At 69.9% G+C, this 16657-nt stretch carries 14 protein-coding genes; 5 read left to right on the top strand and 9 right to left on the bottom strand.

The features are described 5' to 3' along the window. Window positions 1-135: 135 nt before the first annotated feature. The 5 genes from eccE to HAV40_RS14140 all read left to right on the top strand — a co-directional run bounded on the left by eccE (window position 136) and on the right by HAV40_RS14140 (window position 6378). Window positions 136-1980 (top strand): type VII secretion protein EccE, encoded by a 1845-nt coding sequence (gene eccE, locus HAV40_RS14160; RefSeq protein ID WP_166381419.1) that lies wholly within the window; start codon window positions 136-138, stop codon window positions 1978-1980. Window positions 1981-2033: 53 nt separating this feature from the next. Beyond that, entirely contained in the window at window positions 2034-2405 is a 372-nt protein-coding gene (locus tag HAV40_RS14155; RefSeq protein ID WP_155369002.1) for a phage holin family protein, read from the top strand. A gap of 72 nt (window positions 2406-2477) precedes the next feature. Continuing rightward, on the top strand, window positions 2478-3413 hold the full coding sequence (rarD, locus tag HAV40_RS14150; RefSeq protein ID WP_166381418.1) for an EamA family transporter RarD: 936 nt from the start codon (window positions 2478-2480) through the stop codon (window positions 3411-3413). Between the two features lie 378 nt (window positions 3414-3791). Continuing rightward, window positions 3792-5930, top strand: a complete 2139-nt coding sequence (locus tag HAV40_RS14145) for a PhoX family protein (protein ID WP_166381417.1) — start codon at window positions 3792-3794, stop codon at window positions 5928-5930. A gap of 64 nt (window positions 5931-5994) precedes the next feature. Further along, window positions 5995-6378, top strand: a complete 384-nt coding sequence (locus HAV40_RS14140; RefSeq protein WP_166381416.1) for a VOC family protein — start codon at window positions 5995-5997, stop codon at window positions 6376-6378. A gap of 27 nt (window positions 6379-6405) precedes the next feature. On the opposite strand, the gene HAV40_RS14135 is transcribed toward HAV40_RS14140, so the two are convergent. The 9 genes from HAV40_RS14135 to nuoH form a co-directional block, all read right to left on the bottom strand. Beyond that, window positions 6406-7215 (bottom strand): IclR family transcriptional regulator, encoded by an 810-nt coding sequence (locus tag HAV40_RS14135; RefSeq protein ID WP_409364948.1) that lies wholly within the window; start codon window positions 7213-7215, stop codon window positions 6406-6408. Window positions 7216-7492: 277 nt separating this feature from the next. Continuing rightward, window positions 7493-8512, bottom strand: coding sequence for a polyprenyl synthetase family protein (locus HAV40_RS14130; protein WP_239086090.1), 1020 nt, complete (start codon window positions 8510-8512; stop codon window positions 7493-7495). 94 nt (window positions 8513-8606) lie between these two features. After that, window positions 8607-10160, bottom strand: coding sequence for an NADH-quinone oxidoreductase subunit NuoN (gene nuoN, locus HAV40_RS14125; RefSeq protein WP_166381413.1), 1554 nt, complete (start codon window positions 10158-10160; stop codon window positions 8607-8609). Between the two features lie 2 nt (window positions 10161-10162). After that, window positions 10163-11704, bottom strand: a complete 1542-nt coding sequence (locus HAV40_RS14120) for an NADH-quinone oxidoreductase subunit M (RefSeq protein WP_166381412.1) — start codon at window positions 11702-11704, stop codon at window positions 10163-10165. A gap of 2 nt (window positions 11705-11706) precedes the next feature. Then, window positions 11707-13668 carry an NADH-quinone oxidoreductase subunit L gene (gene nuoL, locus HAV40_RS14115; protein WP_166381411.1) on the bottom strand — a complete coding sequence of 654 codons (1962 nt, stop codon included), beginning with the start codon at window positions 13666-13668 and terminating at the stop codon, window positions 11707-11709. A 7-nt stretch (window positions 13669-13675) separates the two neighbouring features. Then, window positions 13676-13975 carry an NADH-quinone oxidoreductase subunit NuoK gene (gene nuoK / locus HAV40_RS14110; RefSeq protein ID WP_166381410.1) on the bottom strand — a complete coding sequence of 100 codons (300 nt, stop codon included), beginning with the start codon at window positions 13973-13975 and terminating at the stop codon, window positions 13676-13678. Between the two features lie 4 nt (window positions 13976-13979). Beyond that, complete coding sequence (locus tag HAV40_RS14105) at window positions 13980-14753, bottom strand: NADH-quinone oxidoreductase subunit J (protein ID WP_166381502.1); 774 nt, start codon at window positions 14751-14753, stop codon at window positions 13980-13982. Next, on the bottom strand, window positions 14753-15289 hold the full coding sequence (gene nuoI / locus HAV40_RS14100; protein ID WP_166381409.1) for an NADH-quinone oxidoreductase subunit NuoI: 537 nt from the start codon (window positions 15287-15289) through the stop codon (window positions 14753-14755). Before nuoI ends, HAV40_RS14105 begins: the two co-directional genes overlap by 1 nt. Window position 15290: 1 nt before the next feature. Beyond that, entirely contained in the window at window positions 15291-16652 is a 1362-nt protein-coding gene (nuoH, locus tag HAV40_RS14095) for an NADH-quinone oxidoreductase subunit NuoH (protein WP_409364955.1), read from the bottom strand. Between the last annotated feature and the right edge of the window lie 5 nt (window positions 16653-16657).

The following is a 16657-nucleotide window of genomic DNA, read 5'->3' as shown; positions in this document are numbered from 1 at the left end:
CCCCACGGGTCAGCCTGCGGCTCTACCATGAGCCGGGCGAAGTGCGGCGGTTCAGCTGTTGGGTTGTCCTCGGCGATCCGCCGCCGGGCGGGCCGCGGGGCCGCCACAAGCTGGAGCCTAGGGGAGGCTATCGCGATGACGGTCGACACGGTTACCGGGCCGACGGCGCGCACCGGCGGCGAACAGGCTCCACCGGCGGCGTATCCGCGTCCGGCCAGGCGCTTCCTCGGCCTGGGCAGCGGCCAGATCGTCGCCGTGCAGCTGGCGCTGGTGCTGCTGGTGGGCGCCATGGCGGCAGGGGTCGGCTACCTGCTGCCCGCCGTGCCGCTCGCCGCCGCCCTCGTCGTGCTGGCCTGGGGCCGCTGGCGGGGCCGCTGGCTGTCCGAGTGGACCGCGGTCTACCTGCGCTACCGGGGCCGCCGCCGCCGGATCGAGCCGTCCGGCGACGCCGCCGAGCTGCTGGCCGCCGCCGCGCCGGGCAGCCGGCTGTCCACGCTGGACATCGAGGGCGTGTCCTGCGCCACGCTCACCGACGCCGAGGGCATGTGCGTGCTGCTGGAACTGGGCGACCAGGCGGTGATGCCGGCCCGCGGCTGGCACCCGCTGCCGTCACCGGCCACGCTGCTGCCCGCGCCCGGCGCCGACACCCCGCCGGTGCGGTTGCAACTGCTGCTGCACGCCAACGCGGCCAACGGCTCGTCGCCCGCGGCGTCGTCCTACCGCCAGCTGTCCGGCGGGCGGCTGCTGGCCAACGAGCGCGCCGTTCTCGCGGTGCGGGTGCAGCGGGCCGAGGGCTGGCAGGAGGCCGACCTGCAGCGTGCGCTGACCGGCGCGGTGCGCAAGGTCCGCGCGAAGCTCGGCGAGGTCCCGCACCGGCTGCTCGGCGACGTCGCGGCACTGCGCGCGCTGGCCGAGGCGGCTGGGCACGACGGCACCAGCCCGGCCCAGGAGGGCTGGTCAGCGCTGCACATCGGCGGGCTCTACGCCAGCTCGTACGCCGTGGAGCGCTGGCCGACGCCGCACCCCGACCCGGCCCACGCGCTGCTGCCCCGGCTGCTCCGGCTGCCCGCCACCACAGTCTCGGTGTCACTGACCGCCGGCCCCTGGGCCGACGGCGGCGCGACCCTGCAGGCCGAGCTGACCGTGCGGCTGACCGCCCCCGACCACACCTCGCTCGGCAACGCCGGCACCGCGCTGCGTCAGTTGCTGGCCAACGAGCACGCGCACGCCCGCCGCCTGGACGGGCAGCAGTTCGACGGCCTGACCGCCACCCTGCCGCTGGCCGGGCCAGGCCCCGCCGAACTGGGCGCGGGCGGGCGCGGCGGCGTCAACCGGCGACCGGCCGCGGTCGCCGCGCTGGCCACCCCGTACGGCGGCAGCGGGCTCATGATCGGGGTCAACCGGCACAGCGAGCCGGTCTCGTTCCGGCTGTTCCGCCCGGAGGCCACCCGTCTCGTCATGATCGGCGGCGTGGCAGTCGCCCAGATCCTGGCCGTGCGCGCCATGGCCCTCGGGGCGTACGTGCTGGTCCAGACGACCCGCCCGTGGGCGTGGGAGCCGTTCAGCCGCGGGCTGGGCTCCGGCGCTCCGCTGGCCGTGATGGCGCCCGGCCCGGTCAACGTGCCGCCCGGCACGCCGCTGCGCCCGCTGCTCAGCATCGTCGACGCGGGTCCCGTGGCCGCCGACCGCACACCGGGCACGCCCTGGCACAGCACCCTGGTCGTCCGCGACGATCTGTCGCCCGTGGACGTCGACGTGCTCGGCCGCGCCGACCTGGCGCTGCTGCAGCCGTTGCAGCCCGCCGAGGCCGGCGTCGCGGTGTCCGTGCTCGGCCTGAGCCGCGACCAGGAGGCGTGGCTGTCCCGCGCCCAGCCCGGCATGATCGGCGTGGTGCACCGGCGTTCGGTGCGCTGGGCGGCGCTGAGCACGACCGGCTACGAGCAGCAGCTGATCAACGCGACCCAGCAGAACGGACGCTGACCGGCGCGAGTGGGGGGTGCGCACCGGGGCGAATCGTGGCACGATGCCGCACCATGGGCATCCTCCTCCGTCTGGCCGCCAGCGCCGCCGCCGTATGGGTGGCGACCATGCTCGTGCCGGGCATCCGCGTGACGGCCGACACCGTCCTCGGCACGATCGGCACGTTCGTCGCCATCGCCGTGATCTTCGGACTCTGCAACGCGTTCATCCGCCCCATCGTCAAGATGGTCGGCTGCGGGTTGTACGTCTTCACCCTCGGCCTGATCGCGCTGGTCGTGAACGGCGCGCTGTTCATGCTGACCAGCTTCATCGCCGGCCTGCTGGACGTGCCGTTCCACGTCGACAACTTCTGGCCCGCCGCGATCCTGGGCGCGCTCGTCGTCGGTCTCACCAGCTGGGCGCTGAACTGGTTCATCGAAGACTGATCTTTCCCAGACTCTGAGCGACCTGGCTCACATGTCAGGAGCCGGGGCGGGGCTGGCCCTTACCATCAGGGGGTGAGTCAGCTTCGCCTCGGCTACCTGTACGGGTTCGGCGCCTACGCCCTGTGGGGCTTCTTCCCGGCGTACTTCAAGCTGCTCAAACCTGCCGGGCCGATCGAGGTCCTGGCGCACCGGATCGCCTGGTCCGCGCTGTTCATGGTGCTCGTGCTGACCGCGGTGCGCCGCTGGCGGCAGATCGCGGCACTGCTGCGCAAGCCCGCCACGGTCGCCGGCATCGCCATGGCCGCCGTCTTCATCGGCGTCAACTGGGGCACCTACATCTACGGCGTGAACGTCGACCGGGTCGTGGAGACCTCGCTCGGCTACTTCATCAACCCGCTCGTCGTCATCGTGCTCGGTGTGCTCGTCCTCGGCGAGCGGCTGCGCCCCGCACAGTGGGCCGCCGTCGGCGTCGGCACGTTCGCCGTGCTGGTTCTCGCCGTCGACTACGGCCACCCGCCGTGGATCGCCATCACCCTCGCGGTCACCTTCGCCCTGTACGGCCTCACCAAGAAGCGCCTGGCCCTGCCGCCCGCCGACGGCCTGTTCGTCGAGTCGGCGGTGCTGACCCTGCCCGCGCTGGCCGTGCTCGGCTGGCTCGCCTTCTCCGGCGACCTGAGTTTCGGCCAGGTCAGCACCGGCCACACCCTGCTGCTGGCCGCCGCAGGCGTGATCACCGCGATCCCGCTGCTGATGTTCGCCGGAGCCGCCAACCGCATCCCCCTGACCGGCCTCGGCATGCTCCAGTACGTAGCCCCCACCCTGCAACTGGCCCTCGGCGTCTTCGCCTTCCACGAGCCCATGCCCGCCGCCCGCCTCTTCGGCTTCGGCCTCGTCTGGCTGGCGCTCGCCGTCTTCACCTGGGACGCCCTCCACAACGCCCGCCGCCACCGCCTGGCCCTAACCACCGGCGACGCCACCCCCCTAGCCCCCGCCACCCGCCCCGCCTGACCCCCTCCCCTGCCCGACACCCCCTCCCTGTCGCAAGTCTTAAAGACTCGCGCCCAAACACCCTCCCGGTAGGCGCGACTCTTTAAGACTTGCGGGACTCGTCAAAGACTTGCGGGGCTCGTCAAGGCTTGCGGGGCGAGACGCGGGTGAGGATTTGTCCGGGGTATGGGTGGAGGAGGGTTCCGCCTGGCAACCGGGCGAAAGCGTGCTCAAGATACGCACACGTGCCAGGAAAATCGAACGATCCTGGCGCGGGCGGACTGCGGCCTGGTGGTGTTCATACGGGGTTCATCGGTGGGATGAGCGCGGCTCACCTCGCCTCCCTACGTTCCGGTCGACGGCACTTACCTGTCGACCCGACGTATGGAGGCAACTCCCATGAACGAATCCCGCCGCCGGCTCCCCCTGCTCGGCGGGGACGGCCACAGCGGAGGCAGCCGGTCGTCCATGACCTGCCTGTACCGCTGCGGCAACGCCTGTGACCACCCGGTCCCGAACACGTCGTCGAACGAGCACTTCAACGATGTCGTGCAGGGCGAGGTGTCCCGGCGCGGCATGCTCAAGGCCGGTTCGGCCGGTGCCATCGCGCTCGGCTTCGCCGGTGCGGCGGCCGGTGCCACCGTCGCGGCCGCCCCGGCGTTCGCCGAGACCGGCGAGGCAGGCGCGGCCGAGGAGTTCTCCGTGGACGCGCTGACCCGTACGGGCAGGCCGACCGCGCTGACGTTCTCGCCGATCCCCCCGAACACCCTGGACAACCTGGTGGTGCCCAACGGGTACGACCACAATGTGATCATCCGCTGGGGTGACGAGGTCGTGCCGGGCGCGGCGGACTTCAACCCGGCCACGCAGACCGCGGCCACCCAGTCCAAGCAGTTCGGCTACAACAACGACTTCGTCGCGGTGCTGCCGCTGGGCCGGGGCAACGACCGCGCCCTGCTGGTCTGCAACCACGAGTACACCAACGAGGAGCTGATGTTCCCCGGTTTCGCGGGGCTCGACGCGCTCACCGCCGACCAGATCCAGGCCACCATCGCCGCGCACGGCATGTCGGTGGTCGAGCTGGAGCGGGTCGGGCGCACCGGGCAGTGGGTCGTGGTCGGCAAGGGTCGGCGGCCGTACAACCGGCGGATCACCGGACTGTCCACGGTCTTCGCGATGACCGGCCCGGCCGCGGGTTCGGCGATGCTGAAGACGGCCGCCGACCCGACCGGCAAGAAGGTCATCGGCACGTTCAACAACTGCGCGGGCGGCGTCACGCCGTGGGGCACGGTGCTGTCCGGCGAGGAGAACTGGAACCAGTACTTCGTCGGCGGCGAGGGCGCGCCGGAGGAGAACAAGGCGTCGCTGAACCGCTACGGCGTCTCGACCACGGCCCGCTACCCCAGCGGTTCGCGCAAGTGGGACCGGGTCGACGCCCGGTTCGACCTGACCGCGACCCCGAACGAGATCCACCGGCACGGCTGGATCGTCGAGGTGGACCCGTTCGACCCGGGCTCGACCCCGCGCAAGCACACCGCGCTGGGCCGGTTCAAGCACGAGGGCGCGAACGTCATCGTGGCCGACAGCGGGCACGTCGTGGCGTACATGGGCGACGACGAGCGGCACGACTACATGTACAAGTTCGTCTCGCACAGGAAGTTCACCCGGGGCAGCTCGTACTGGGCCCGCAAGCAGAACATGTCCCTGCTGGAGTCCGGCGACCTGTACGTGGCGCAGCTCGGCTACACCAGCGCCGCCGAGATCGACGGCACCGGCAAGCTGCCCAGCGACGGCGCGTTCAACGGCACCGGCGTCTGGATCCCGCTGGTCAAGGACAACAAGCCGATGGTGCCGGGCTGGACCGTCGAGCAGATCCTGGTGCACACCCGCCTCGCTGCCGACCTGGTCAAACCGACCAAGATGGACCGTCCCGAGGACGTCGAGCCGAACCCGGTCACCGGCAAGATCTACGCCGCGCTGACCAACAACACGGCCCGCGGCACCACCGGCGGCCGCAACGCGCCCGCCGACGAGGCGAACCCGCGCAACGCCAACAAGCACGGGCACATCTTCGAGATCACCGAGGACGGCGGCAAGCACACGGGGACGACGTTCACCTGGGCGGTGCCGATCGTCTGCGGCGACCCGGCGGACCCGTCGACCTACTTCATGGGATACGACAAGACCAAGGTCTCGCCGATCTCCTGCCCCGACAACCTGGCGTTCGACGGCGCGGGCAACCTGTGGATCTCCACGGACGGCAACGCGCTGCTGAGCAACGACGGCCTGTTCGCGACCGCGCTGAGCGGCCCCGAGGCCGGTCACCTCAAGCAGTTCCTCACCGTGCCCCGCGGGGCCGAGGCCTGCGGCCCGTTCATCAGCGTGGACAACAAGACGGTGTTCGTCGCCCCGCAGCACCCGGGCGAGATCAGCGGAGCGTCGATGGACTCCCCCGCCAGCACCTGGCCGGACGGCGACTACGCCAAGCCGGGCATCGTCGGCGTGTGGCGGCTCGACGGCCGCCCCGTCGGCAGCTGACCCACCGGTGACGGCGTCCGCGGCCTTCGGGCCGTGGGCGCCGTCACTGTCTACGCTGGCCGGTATGACCGCGAACCCGCCCCGGCTGGAGTTGTCCGGCATCGTGCTGGACTCACCCGACGCGCAGGCCCTGGCCGCCTTCTACGAGCGGCTGCTCGGCTGGTCCCGCGAGCAGGACGAACCCGACTGGGTCAAGCTGCGCGGGCCCGGCGGCGGGCCCGGCCTGAGCTTCCAGACCGAGGTGGCGTACGCCCGCCCGGTGTGGCCCGCCGCACCCGGTGACCCGCAGATGATGGTCCACCTCGACATCGCCGTCGACGACCTGGCGGCGTCCGGGGCGCACGCGGTGGCCGCTGGAGCCACGCTGGCGGACTTCCAGCCGCAGGAGGACGTCCGGGTCTACCTCGACCCTGCCGGGCACCCGTTCTGCCTCTTCCTGGCCGGCTGAGCGCGCCCCGGACCGTGCGGGGGGTCTTCAGGCCGCCGCCGCGCCCGGAGTGGCGACCAGCGGGGCGTTGAGGGCCGCCTGGAGCGCGCGGGCCGTGGCGTGCAGCCGTTCCCGGACCACCGGGGCCTGCTTCACGAGGTCGACCGCGGGCAGCGCGCAGGCGACCACGAACCGCTGCGACAGGTCGCCCGACGTCTGCACGGAGACCGACGCGCAGGCCACGCCCTGCCGGAACTGCCCGATCTCGACCTGCATGCCGCGCCGCATACCCGCCGCGATGTCGGCGTCCAGTGCGGTGTGCGAGCGCAGCGTGGCCTGGGTGAAGGCCCGCATGCCGTGCTCCTTGAGGTAACGCTCGCGCTGCACCTGGTCGAGGGTGGCCAGCAGGTTCTTGCCCAGCGCGGTGGCGTGCGCGCCCTCGTCGAACCCGGGGACCAGGTCCTCGACGTGCGGCGAGCGGAAGCCCTCGGCCACCGCGGTGATCGCGATCCGGCCGTCGACGAAGCTGCCCAGGTAGTGGCTGTAGCCGATCTCGGCGCTGGCCCGGCGCAGCACCGAGCCGACCTCGGCCGGGCCGCGCATCGCGCTGACCAGCTCACGGAAGCGGTCGGCGACCGCGAGGCCCAGCGTGTACGCCCCGTCGGCGCGGCGCATCACGTAACCCTGGTGGGCCAGCGTGCGCAGCATCCGGTATGCCGCCGCGATGGTGATGTCACACCGGCGGGCGATCTGTTTGGGCGACAGCCCGGCGGGCGACTCGCCCACGACCTCCAGCACGCGCAGCGCTCGCGCCACGCTGCTGACCATGTCCGATGGCGGAACCGCTGAATCTCGCACCGTCACCTCCATGCAGTCGCACCTACGATATGCAAATGCACGCCCGGCGTGAAGGCCCCCGACGTAACGAAATCCCTCGATCCATTCGCGACGGTCCCCACCCCCGCCCGCCAGCCCACCGACACATCACGATGGCAATGCGCCGCACGCGCGTGATCGCTCCCAACATAGACGTTGGCCTATCTGGATGATTATTCGGCGATCGAACTCATCCGGATAGGCCAACGTCTATGCAAAACGGGGTAGGGGCGCGCGACACCCCGAGGTCAGCGGGCGGTCAGGCGATGCGGTCGGCGATGACGTCGCAGAGCGACTCCAGCGCGTCGCGGGCCGCGTTGCGGGGCAGCCCCTGCAGCTGGGCGCGGGCCTGCTCGGCGTAGCCGCGTACGGTCTCCCGCGCGCGCTTGAGGGCCACGCTGTCGCGCAGCAGCTCCAGCGCCTCGGCGTGCAGCGCGTCGTCGGTGACCGGGCCGTCGGCCAGGATCCGCCGCAGCCGCACCGCGGCCGGGTCGCTGTCCTCGGAGGCCAGCGCGTACAGCACCGGCAGCGTCGGCACGCCCTCGCGCAGGTCGGTGCCGGGCGTCTTGCCCGAGTCCGTCGAGTCGCTGGAGATGTCGAGCAGGTCGTCGGAGAGCTGGAACGCCAGCCCCAGCGTCTCGCAGTAGGTGGTCAGCGCGGCGGTGGTCGCCGGGGACGCCCCGGAGAACATGCCGCCGAAGGTGCCGCAGGTGGCCATCAGCGACGCGGTCTTGCCGTCGAGCACCTTCAGGTGGTGCTCGACCGGGTCGGCGTCGCGCGGGCCCACGGTCTCGGCGATCTGGCCGTGGACGAGCTGGGCGAAGGTCTGCGCCTGGATGCGCACCGCGTCGGGGCCCAGGCCCGCGGCCAGTTCGGCGGCGCGGGAGAAGAGGAAGTCGCCGACGAGGATGGCCAGCGAGTTGCCCCAGCGCGCGTTGGCGCTGGGCGTGCCGCGGCGCACGAGCGCCTCGTCCATGACATCGTCGTGGTAGAGCGTGGCGACGTGGGTCAGTTCCAGCACCGCCGAGGCGTCGACGAGTTCGGGCGCGTCGGGGTCGCCGAAGTGCGCGCAGACCGCGACCAGCATCGGCCGGAACCGCTTGCCGCCCGCCTCCATCAGGTGCTTGGCGGCCTCACTGACGAAGGGGTCCGCGGACTCGACGCACTCGCGCAGGCGGTCCTCCACCAGCGCCAGGTGCGCCATCACCGAGGCCTCCAGGGCCGGGTCCTCGAACTGGACTCCGGTGCTCCGGGCAGTACGACCGTTCACGCTGCTCACCACGTCCCCACGATGCCACATGGCTGTCACATGATCGAAGCTCCCCCCATGCCCAGTGAACCGGCCGCGGGGGGAGCTTCGGACTTACGACTATCTACCGGATGAAGTTGGACACGTTGGTCGTCAGATCGATGAGCGGCGTCGGCCAGACCCCCAGGACCAGCGTGACCAGCACGCCGATCATGAGGGCGGTCGAGGTCAGCGCACCCGGGATGGAGACGCTCGGCGTGGTCTCACCAGGCTCGCTCAGCCACATCATCACCACCACCCGCAGGTACGGGAAGGCGAGGATGATGCTGCTCAGCACACCGAACAGCACGAGCCAGGTCTGGTTGCCGGCGATACCGGCGCCGAAGACCGCGAACTTCGCCACGAAGCCACTGGTCAGCGGGATACCGGCGAAGGCCAGCAGCAGGAACGTGAAGACCCCCGCGAACAGCGGCGACCGCTTGCCCAGACCCGCCCAGCGGGCCAGGTGGGTGGCCTCCCCGTCGGCGTCGCGGACCAGCGTGAGCATCGCGAAGGCCGCGATCACGAGGAAGCCGTACGCCACGAGGTAGAACAGCATGCTGCTCAGGCCCTCCTTGCCGCCGCCCAGCACACCGACCAGCAGGTAGCCGGCGTTGGCGATGGACGAGTAGGCGAGCAGGCGCTTGAGGTCGGTCTGGGTGACCGCGAGGATCGCGCCGATCAGCATGGTCAGCACCGCGATCACGCCGAGCACCGGCGTGAACTCCCAGCCGAGCCCGTCGAAGCCGACGTAGAGCACCCGGGCCAGCGCGCCGAACGCGGCGACCTTGGTGCAGGCCGCCATGAACGCGGTGATCGGGGTCGGCGCGCCCTGGTACACGTCCGGCGTCCAGACGTGGAACGGGGCCGCGGCGGCCTTGAACAGCAGGCCGATCGACAGCATCGCCAGGCCCGCGATGAGCAGGATGATGTCGTTCGGCGAGTTGTTGATCGAGGCGTGGATCGAGCGGAAGTCGACCGCGCCCGCGTAGCCGTACACCAGCGCCAGGCCGAACAGGAAGAACGCCGAGGCGTACGCGCCGAGCAGGAAGTACTTGAGCGCGGCCTCCTGCGACAGCAGCCGCTTGCGCCGGGCCAGCGCGCAGAGCAGGTACAGCGGGAGCGAGAAGACCTCCAGCGCCACGAACATGACCAGCAGGTCGTTCGCGGTCACGAACAGCATCATGCCGCCGACGGCGAACAGCGCCAGCGGGTAGACCTCGGTCGCCCCCGGCTGCTTGGCAGCCTGGTTGCGGTCGAGTTCCGAACCGACGGTGATCGCGGCCTGGGCGACGAACGGGCCGCCGTTCTCCAGCGTGCGCTCGCCGAACAGCAGCAGCGAGACGATGGCCAGCACCAGGATCGAGCCCTGCAGGAACAGGCCCGCCTGGTCGATCGACAGCGCCCGTGCGGCGGTCTGCGCGTTGGCGTCGGTCACGTGCGGAGCCCGCAGCACGACAGCCACCAGCGCGCCGATCAGCGCCAGCAGGCCCAGCACCAGCTGCACGGCGTTGCGGGCCGCACGCGGCACGAACGCCTCGATGAGCACCCCGAGGCACGCCGCGCCGAACAGGATCAGCATCGGCGCCAGTGCGGCGTAGTCCAGCTTCGGCAGCTCTAGGACAAAATCTTCGCCCATGGTCACTTTCCTGCTTCCACAGTGGGGGTGGCGGGCGCCGGGTCGGCCCGCTCCGGGGTGACCACGTCCGACAGCGTGTACTCCACCGCCGGGTTGATCACGTCGAGCACCGGCTTGGGGTAGAAGCCCAGCACGATCAGCAGCACGATCAGGGGGGCCACCACGATGCCCTCACGCAGCGACAGGTCACGCTTCATCGGCGCGAGGTCGTGCAGCACGGGGTTGGTGTTGCCCTGGGTGGTGCGCTGGATCATCCACAGCACGTACGCCGCCGCGAGGATGATGCCGACCGTCGCGATGACCGCCACCGGCTTGTTGACCGTGAACGTCCCGATGAGCACCAGGAACTCGCTGACGAACGGGGCCAGGCCCGGCAGCGCCAGCGAGGCCATGCCCGCGATGAAGAAGACGCCCGCCAGCACCGGCAGCAGCTTGCCCGCGCCGCCGAAGTCGGTCACCAGGGTGCTGCCGCGGCGCGCCACGAACATGCCCACGACCAGGAACAGCAGGCCGGTGGCGAGACCGTGGTTGACCATGTACAGCACCGCGCCGGAACCGGCCTGGTAGGTGAAGGCGAAGATGCCGACGCCGATGAAGCCGAAGTGCGCGATCGAGGTGTAGCTGACCAGCCGCTTGAGGTCCTTCTGGCCGATCGCCACGAGCGCGGCGTAGATGATGCCGACCAGTGACAGGCCGATCGCCCACGGCGCGAACCAGCGCGACGCCTCCGGGAACAGCGGGAGGCAGTAACGCAGGATGCCGAACGTGCCGACCTTGTCCATCACGCCGACCAGCAGCGCGGCGGCGCCGGCCGGAGCCGCCCCGCCCGCGTCGGGCAGCCAGGTGTGGAACGGGAAGAACGGGGCCTTGATGGCGAACGCGACGAAGAAGCCGAGGAACAGCCACCGCTGCACGGTGGTGGTGAACTCGACGTTGGTCAGCGTCTGCCAGTCGAAGGTGTGGCCGCCGTACACCCACATGCCGATGACCGCGGCCAGCATGAGCAGGCCGCCGACCAGCGAGTAGAGGAAGAACTTCACCGCGGCGTACTGGCGCTGCTTGGCCGGCACGTCGGTGCCGAACGAGCCGATGATGAAGTACATCGGCACCAGCATGACCTCGAAGAAGAGGTAGAACAGCAGCACGTCGGCGGAGGTGAAGGTGCCGATCATGGTGCCTTCGAGCGCGAGCAGCAGCGCGAAGTACGCCGGGACGCTGCGCTTGCTCTTCTCCGCGTCGTGCCAGCTGGCCAGGATGACCAGCGGGACCAGCAGCACGATCAGCGCGATCATCACCAGTGCGATGCCGTCGACGGCGAAGCTGAACTTCGCGCCCCACTGCGGGATCCAGGTGTAGGACTCCAGCAACTGCAGGCGCGGGCCGTTGGGCTTGTACGCGACCCAGGCCCCGACGCCCACCGCGAGCACCACGATCGACCAGATCAGGGCCAGCCGCTTGGCCAGCTCCGGCTTCGACCGTGGGACGAACGCGACCGTCAGCGCGCCGACGAGCGGCACGAGGGTCAGGAGTGACAGGTATTTCATCGTTATCCCATCCAGCCGAGCTGCACCGCGACGAAGGCGCCGAGCACCAGCACACCGCCGAGAAGCATCGAGAGCGCGTACGACCGCACGAAGCCGGTCTGGAGCCTGCGCAGCCTGCCCGAGCCCCCGCCGACCAGCGCGGCGAGCCCGTTGACCACTCCGTCGACGCCCTTGTTGTCGACGAAGACCAGCGCGCGGGTGAGCCACTTGCCCGGCTTCTCGAACACGGCCTCGTTGAAGGCGTCGGTGTAGAGGTTGTTGCGGGCCGCGGTGACGACCGGACCGGCCGGCTGCGGCGCGAGCGCCGTGCCCTTGTTGAACAGCCAGTACGCCACACCCGCACCGGCCACCGTCAGCACCAGGCTGAGCACGGTGATGGTGAGGTGACCCATCTTCGGGTGCTCCTCGGTCGGCGGGCCCACCACGGGGGTGAGCCACTGCGCCACCGGGGAGGCCATGAGCCAGCCCGCGAAGATCGAGCCGAGCGCCAGGAAGATCAGCGGGATGGTCATCACCAGCGGGGACTCGTGCGGGTGCTGGTCGACCGAACCCTCCTTGGCGGTGGTCCACCGCTTCGGGCCGTGGAAGGTCAGAATGAACAGGCGCGTCATGTAGAACGCGGTCAGGCCCGCGCCGATCAGCGCCGCCAACCCGTAGAGCCAGCCGGTCCAGCCGGGACGCGCGAACGCGGCCACGATGATCGGCTCCTTGGTGAAGAAGCCGCTCAGCGGCGGGATGCCGATGATCGCCAGCCAGCCCATCATGAAGGTGAGCCAGGTGATGCGCATGTACTTCCACAGCCCGCCGAAGCGGCGGATGTCCACCTGGTCGTTCATGCCGTGCATGACCGAGCCCGCGCCGAGGAACATGTTGGCCTTGAAGAAGCCGTGCGCCAGCAGGTGGATGATGGCCAGCGCGTACGCGCCGCCGCCCAGCCCGACGCCGAGGAACATGTAGCCGATCTGCGACACGGTCGACCAGGCGAGCACCCGCTTGATGTCGTCCTTGGCCGAGCCGATGATGCAGCCCAGCAGCAGGGTGAGCGCGCCGACGCTGACCACGACCGTCTGCAGCGTCAGGTTCGCCGAGAAGATCGGGTTGGAGCGGGCGATCAGGTAGACACCGGCGGTCACCATCGTCGCGGCGTGGATCAGGGCCGAGACCGGGGTCGGGCCCTCCATCGCGTCGGGCAACCACGCCTGCAGCGGGAACTGGCCGGACTTGCCGGTCGCGCCGAGCAGCAGCAGCAGGCCGAGCACGAGCACCGTGGTGCTCGGCAGCAGACCGGCGTTGCTGAACACCACGTCGTAGTTGACCGAGCCGAGCTGCGCGAACATCAGGAAGATGCCGAGCACCAGGCCCGCGTCACCGATGCGGTTCATGATGAACGCCTTCTTGCCGGCGGTGGCCGCGGACGGCCTGCCGTACCAGAAGGAGATCAGCAGGTAGGACGCGAGACCCACGCCTTCCCAGCCGAAGTAGAGCATCACGTAGTTGTTGCCGAGCACCAGCAGCAGCATCGCCGCGATGAACAGGTTGAAGTAGCCGAAGAAGCGGCGGCGGCCCGGGTCGTGGGCCATGTAGCCGGTCGCGTACAGGTGGATCAGGAAACCCACGCCCGTGATCAGCAGCACGAAGCACGCGGTCAGCGGGTCGAACAGGAAACCGAAGTCGACCTTCAGCGAGCCGACCGGGATGAAGCTGTACAGGTTCTGCTGCACGGCCCGATTGGGCAGGTCGCGCAGTTCGAAGAACATGCCCGCGCCCAGCACGAAGGAGACCAGCACCGACGCACAGCCGAGCCAGTGGCCCCACTTGTCGGCCCAGCGGCCGGTCGTGAGCAGGATCAGCGCGCTGACCGCGGGGATGGCGATCAGGAGCCACATGTAGGAAAGGAGGCCCGTGGCCGAGGCGTAGACGACGGGCGCCGGTGCCCCTTCGGCGAGCATCAGAGTTGGTTGCATCTCCGCCTCAGTACTTCAGCAGGTTCGCGTCGTCGACGCTCGCCGAGCGTCGCGTGCGGAAGATCGACATGATGATGGCCAGGCCGACGACGACCTCGGCTGCCGCGACCACCATCGAGAAGAACGCCATGACCTGGCCGTCCAGCGTCCCGTTCATCCGGGCGAAGGTGATCAGTGCCAGGTTCGCGGCGTTGAGCATCAGCTCGACGCACATGAACAGCACGATCGCGTTGCGCCGGATCAGCACGCCGACGGCCCCGATGCTGAACAGCGCAGCCGACAGCACGATGTAGTACATGGGGGTCATCGGTTCACTTCCCCTCGGTGGGCTTGTTCGCGATCTCCGCCGAGGTGAGCTCACGGGTGGGGAGGATCGGTGAGATGCTGCGCTCGGCGGGGGTGCCGTCCGGCAGCTTCGCCGGGGTGGCCACCGAGGTGGAGTTCGCGAAGACACCGGGGCCGGGCTTGGGACCGGCGTAGTTGCCGGGCTCGAAGCGCGCCCGCATCTGCGCGGCCTGGCCGACCCGCTCGCCCTTGGCGCGCTCGCGGTGGGCCAGCAGCATCGCGCCGACCGCCGCCGTGATCAGCAGCGCGGAGGTGACCTCGAAGACGTACACGTAGCGGCCGAACAGCAGCTGGGCGATGCCCTGCACGTTGCCGTTGGCGTTGGCCAACTCCAGGCCGGCCGAGGGCATGCCCCGGGTGGCCTGGTAGACGCCGGTGCCGAGCAGGCCGGCCAGGCCCAGGCCCAGCAGGACCGCGACGACCTTCTGCCCGCGCAGCGTCTCGATCACCGAGTCGGACGCGTCGCGGCCGACCAGCATCAGCACGAACAGGAACAGCATCATGATCGCGCCGGTGTAGACGATGATCTGCACCATGCCGATGAACGGCCCGGCCTGCACGATGTAGAAGACGCCCAGGCTGAGCATGGTCAGCACGAGCCACAGTGCGGAGTGCACCGCGTTGCGCGCGATGATCATGCCCAGCGCGCCGGCGAGCGCGAGCGGCGCCAGCAGGAAGAAGACCCACTTCTCCCCGGTCGGCACCTCCGCCGCGGCGGCGAGCACCTGAGTCGAAAGCATCATCGGGTCTCAGCTCCCGCCGACGTACCGGGGTTCGCCGGGGCGCCCAGGTAGTAGTCCTTCTCGGTGTCGCCCAGGCGCATCGGGTGCGGCGGCTGCTCCATGCCGGGCAGCAGCGGCGCGAGCAGCTGCTCCTTCGTGAAGATCAGGTCCTGCCGGTTGTCGCGGGCGAGCTCGTACTCGTTGCTCATGGTGAGCGAACGGGTCGGGCAGGCCTCGATGCACAGTCCGCAGAAGATGCACCGAGCGTAGTTGATCTGGTAGTTGGACGCGTACCGCTCACCGGGCGAGAAGCGCTCGTCGTCGGTGTTGTCGCCGCCCTCGACGAAGATCGCGTCCGCCGGGCAGGCCCACGCGCACAGCTCGCAGCCGATGCACTTCTCCAGGCCGTCCGGGTAGCGGTTGAGGATGTGCCGGCCGTGGTAACGCGGGGCCGTCGGGTCCGGCTTCTCCGGGTAGTGCGTGGTGACGGTCTTCTTGAACATGTGCGAGAACGTCACGCCGAAGCCCTTGACGGCATCAGTCATCGAACCCATGTCACACCTCCTCTTCGCTGGTCGCGGGCACGGTCTCGCGCTCGGCGGTGAGCCGGTTGGCGCGCGGGCTGACCGGCACCTGCAGATCCATCGGCGGCAGCGGGAAGCTGCCCTCGGGACGCCGGGCCACCTGCTCCTCGATGGGCAGGACCGGCTCCTCCTTCTTCTGCGGCCAGAGCAGCGCGAGCAGCAGGATCACACCGACCGCCAGGCCCGCGTAGATCAGCTTCTCCTGCGCGGGGATGTTCTGCTTCTGCAGCGTCTTGATACCGGCCAGGGTCAGGATCCACACCAGGTTGACCGGGATGAGGACCTTCCAGCCGAAGCGCATGAACTGGTCGTAGCGCAGCCGGGGCAGCGTGCCCCGCAGCCAGATGAAGACGAACAGCAGCAGCAGCACCTTGATGGTGAACCACAGCAGCGGCCACCAGCCGGAGTTGATGCCCGGCCAGAAGCTCTCGAACGACGTCGGTGCGCGCCAGCCGCCCAGGAACAGCGTGGCGCACAGGCCGGACACCGTCACCATGTTGATGTACTCGGCCAGGAAGAACAGCGCGAACTTCAGCGACGAGTACTCGGTGTGGAAGCCGCCGACCAGCTCCGACTCGGCCTCGGGAAGGTCGAACGGGGCGCGGTTGGTCTCGCCGACCGCCGAGATCGAGTAGATGATGAAGCTCGGCAGCAGCAGCAGGAAGAACCAGCTCGGCGCGGTGAACTCGAAGCCGAACAGGTTGACCGGCGAACCCTGCGCCTGCGCGTTGACGATCTCCGAGGTGCTCATCGTGCCCGCGGTCATGAACACGGCCACGAACGACAGGCCCATCGCGACCTCGTACGAGACCAGCTGGGCCGCCGAGCGCAGGCCGCCGAGCAGCGGGTAGGTCGAGCCGGAGGCCCAGCCGCCCAGCACGATGCCGTAGATGCCCATGCCGGAGCAGGCCAGCACCAGCAGCACCGCCACCGGGATGTCGGTCAGCTGCAGCGGCGTGCGCGTGCCGAACATCGACACGAACGGGCCGAACGGCATGATCGAGAACGCCGTGAAGGCGCACACGGTCGAGATCACCGGCGCGATGAAGAAGACCACCTTGTCCGCCTTGAGCGGCATGATGTCTTCCTTGAACGCCAGCTTCAGACCGTCGGCCAGCGACTGGAGCAGACCGAAGGGCCCGTGCCGGTTGGGGCCGGGACGCACCTGCATCCGGGCCACCACGCGGCGCTCGTACCAGATGGTGAACAGCGTCATCACCACGAGGAAGACGAAGACGCCGACCACCTTGACGAGGACGAGCCACCACGGGTCATGCCCGAAGTCGGCCAGCGTCGGATCGCCGGTTACCGGGTCCTCCGCCAGGAAACCGATGGGGG

The sequence above is a fragment of the Catellatospora methionotrophica genome, assembly GCF_011297335.1.
Lineage (GTDB): Bacteria > Actinomycetota > Actinomycetes > Mycobacteriales > Micromonosporaceae > Catellatospora > Catellatospora methionotrophica.
The sequence above is the reverse complement of the archived record's forward strand: the minus strand, read 5'-3'. Positions and strand labels throughout refer to the sequence as shown.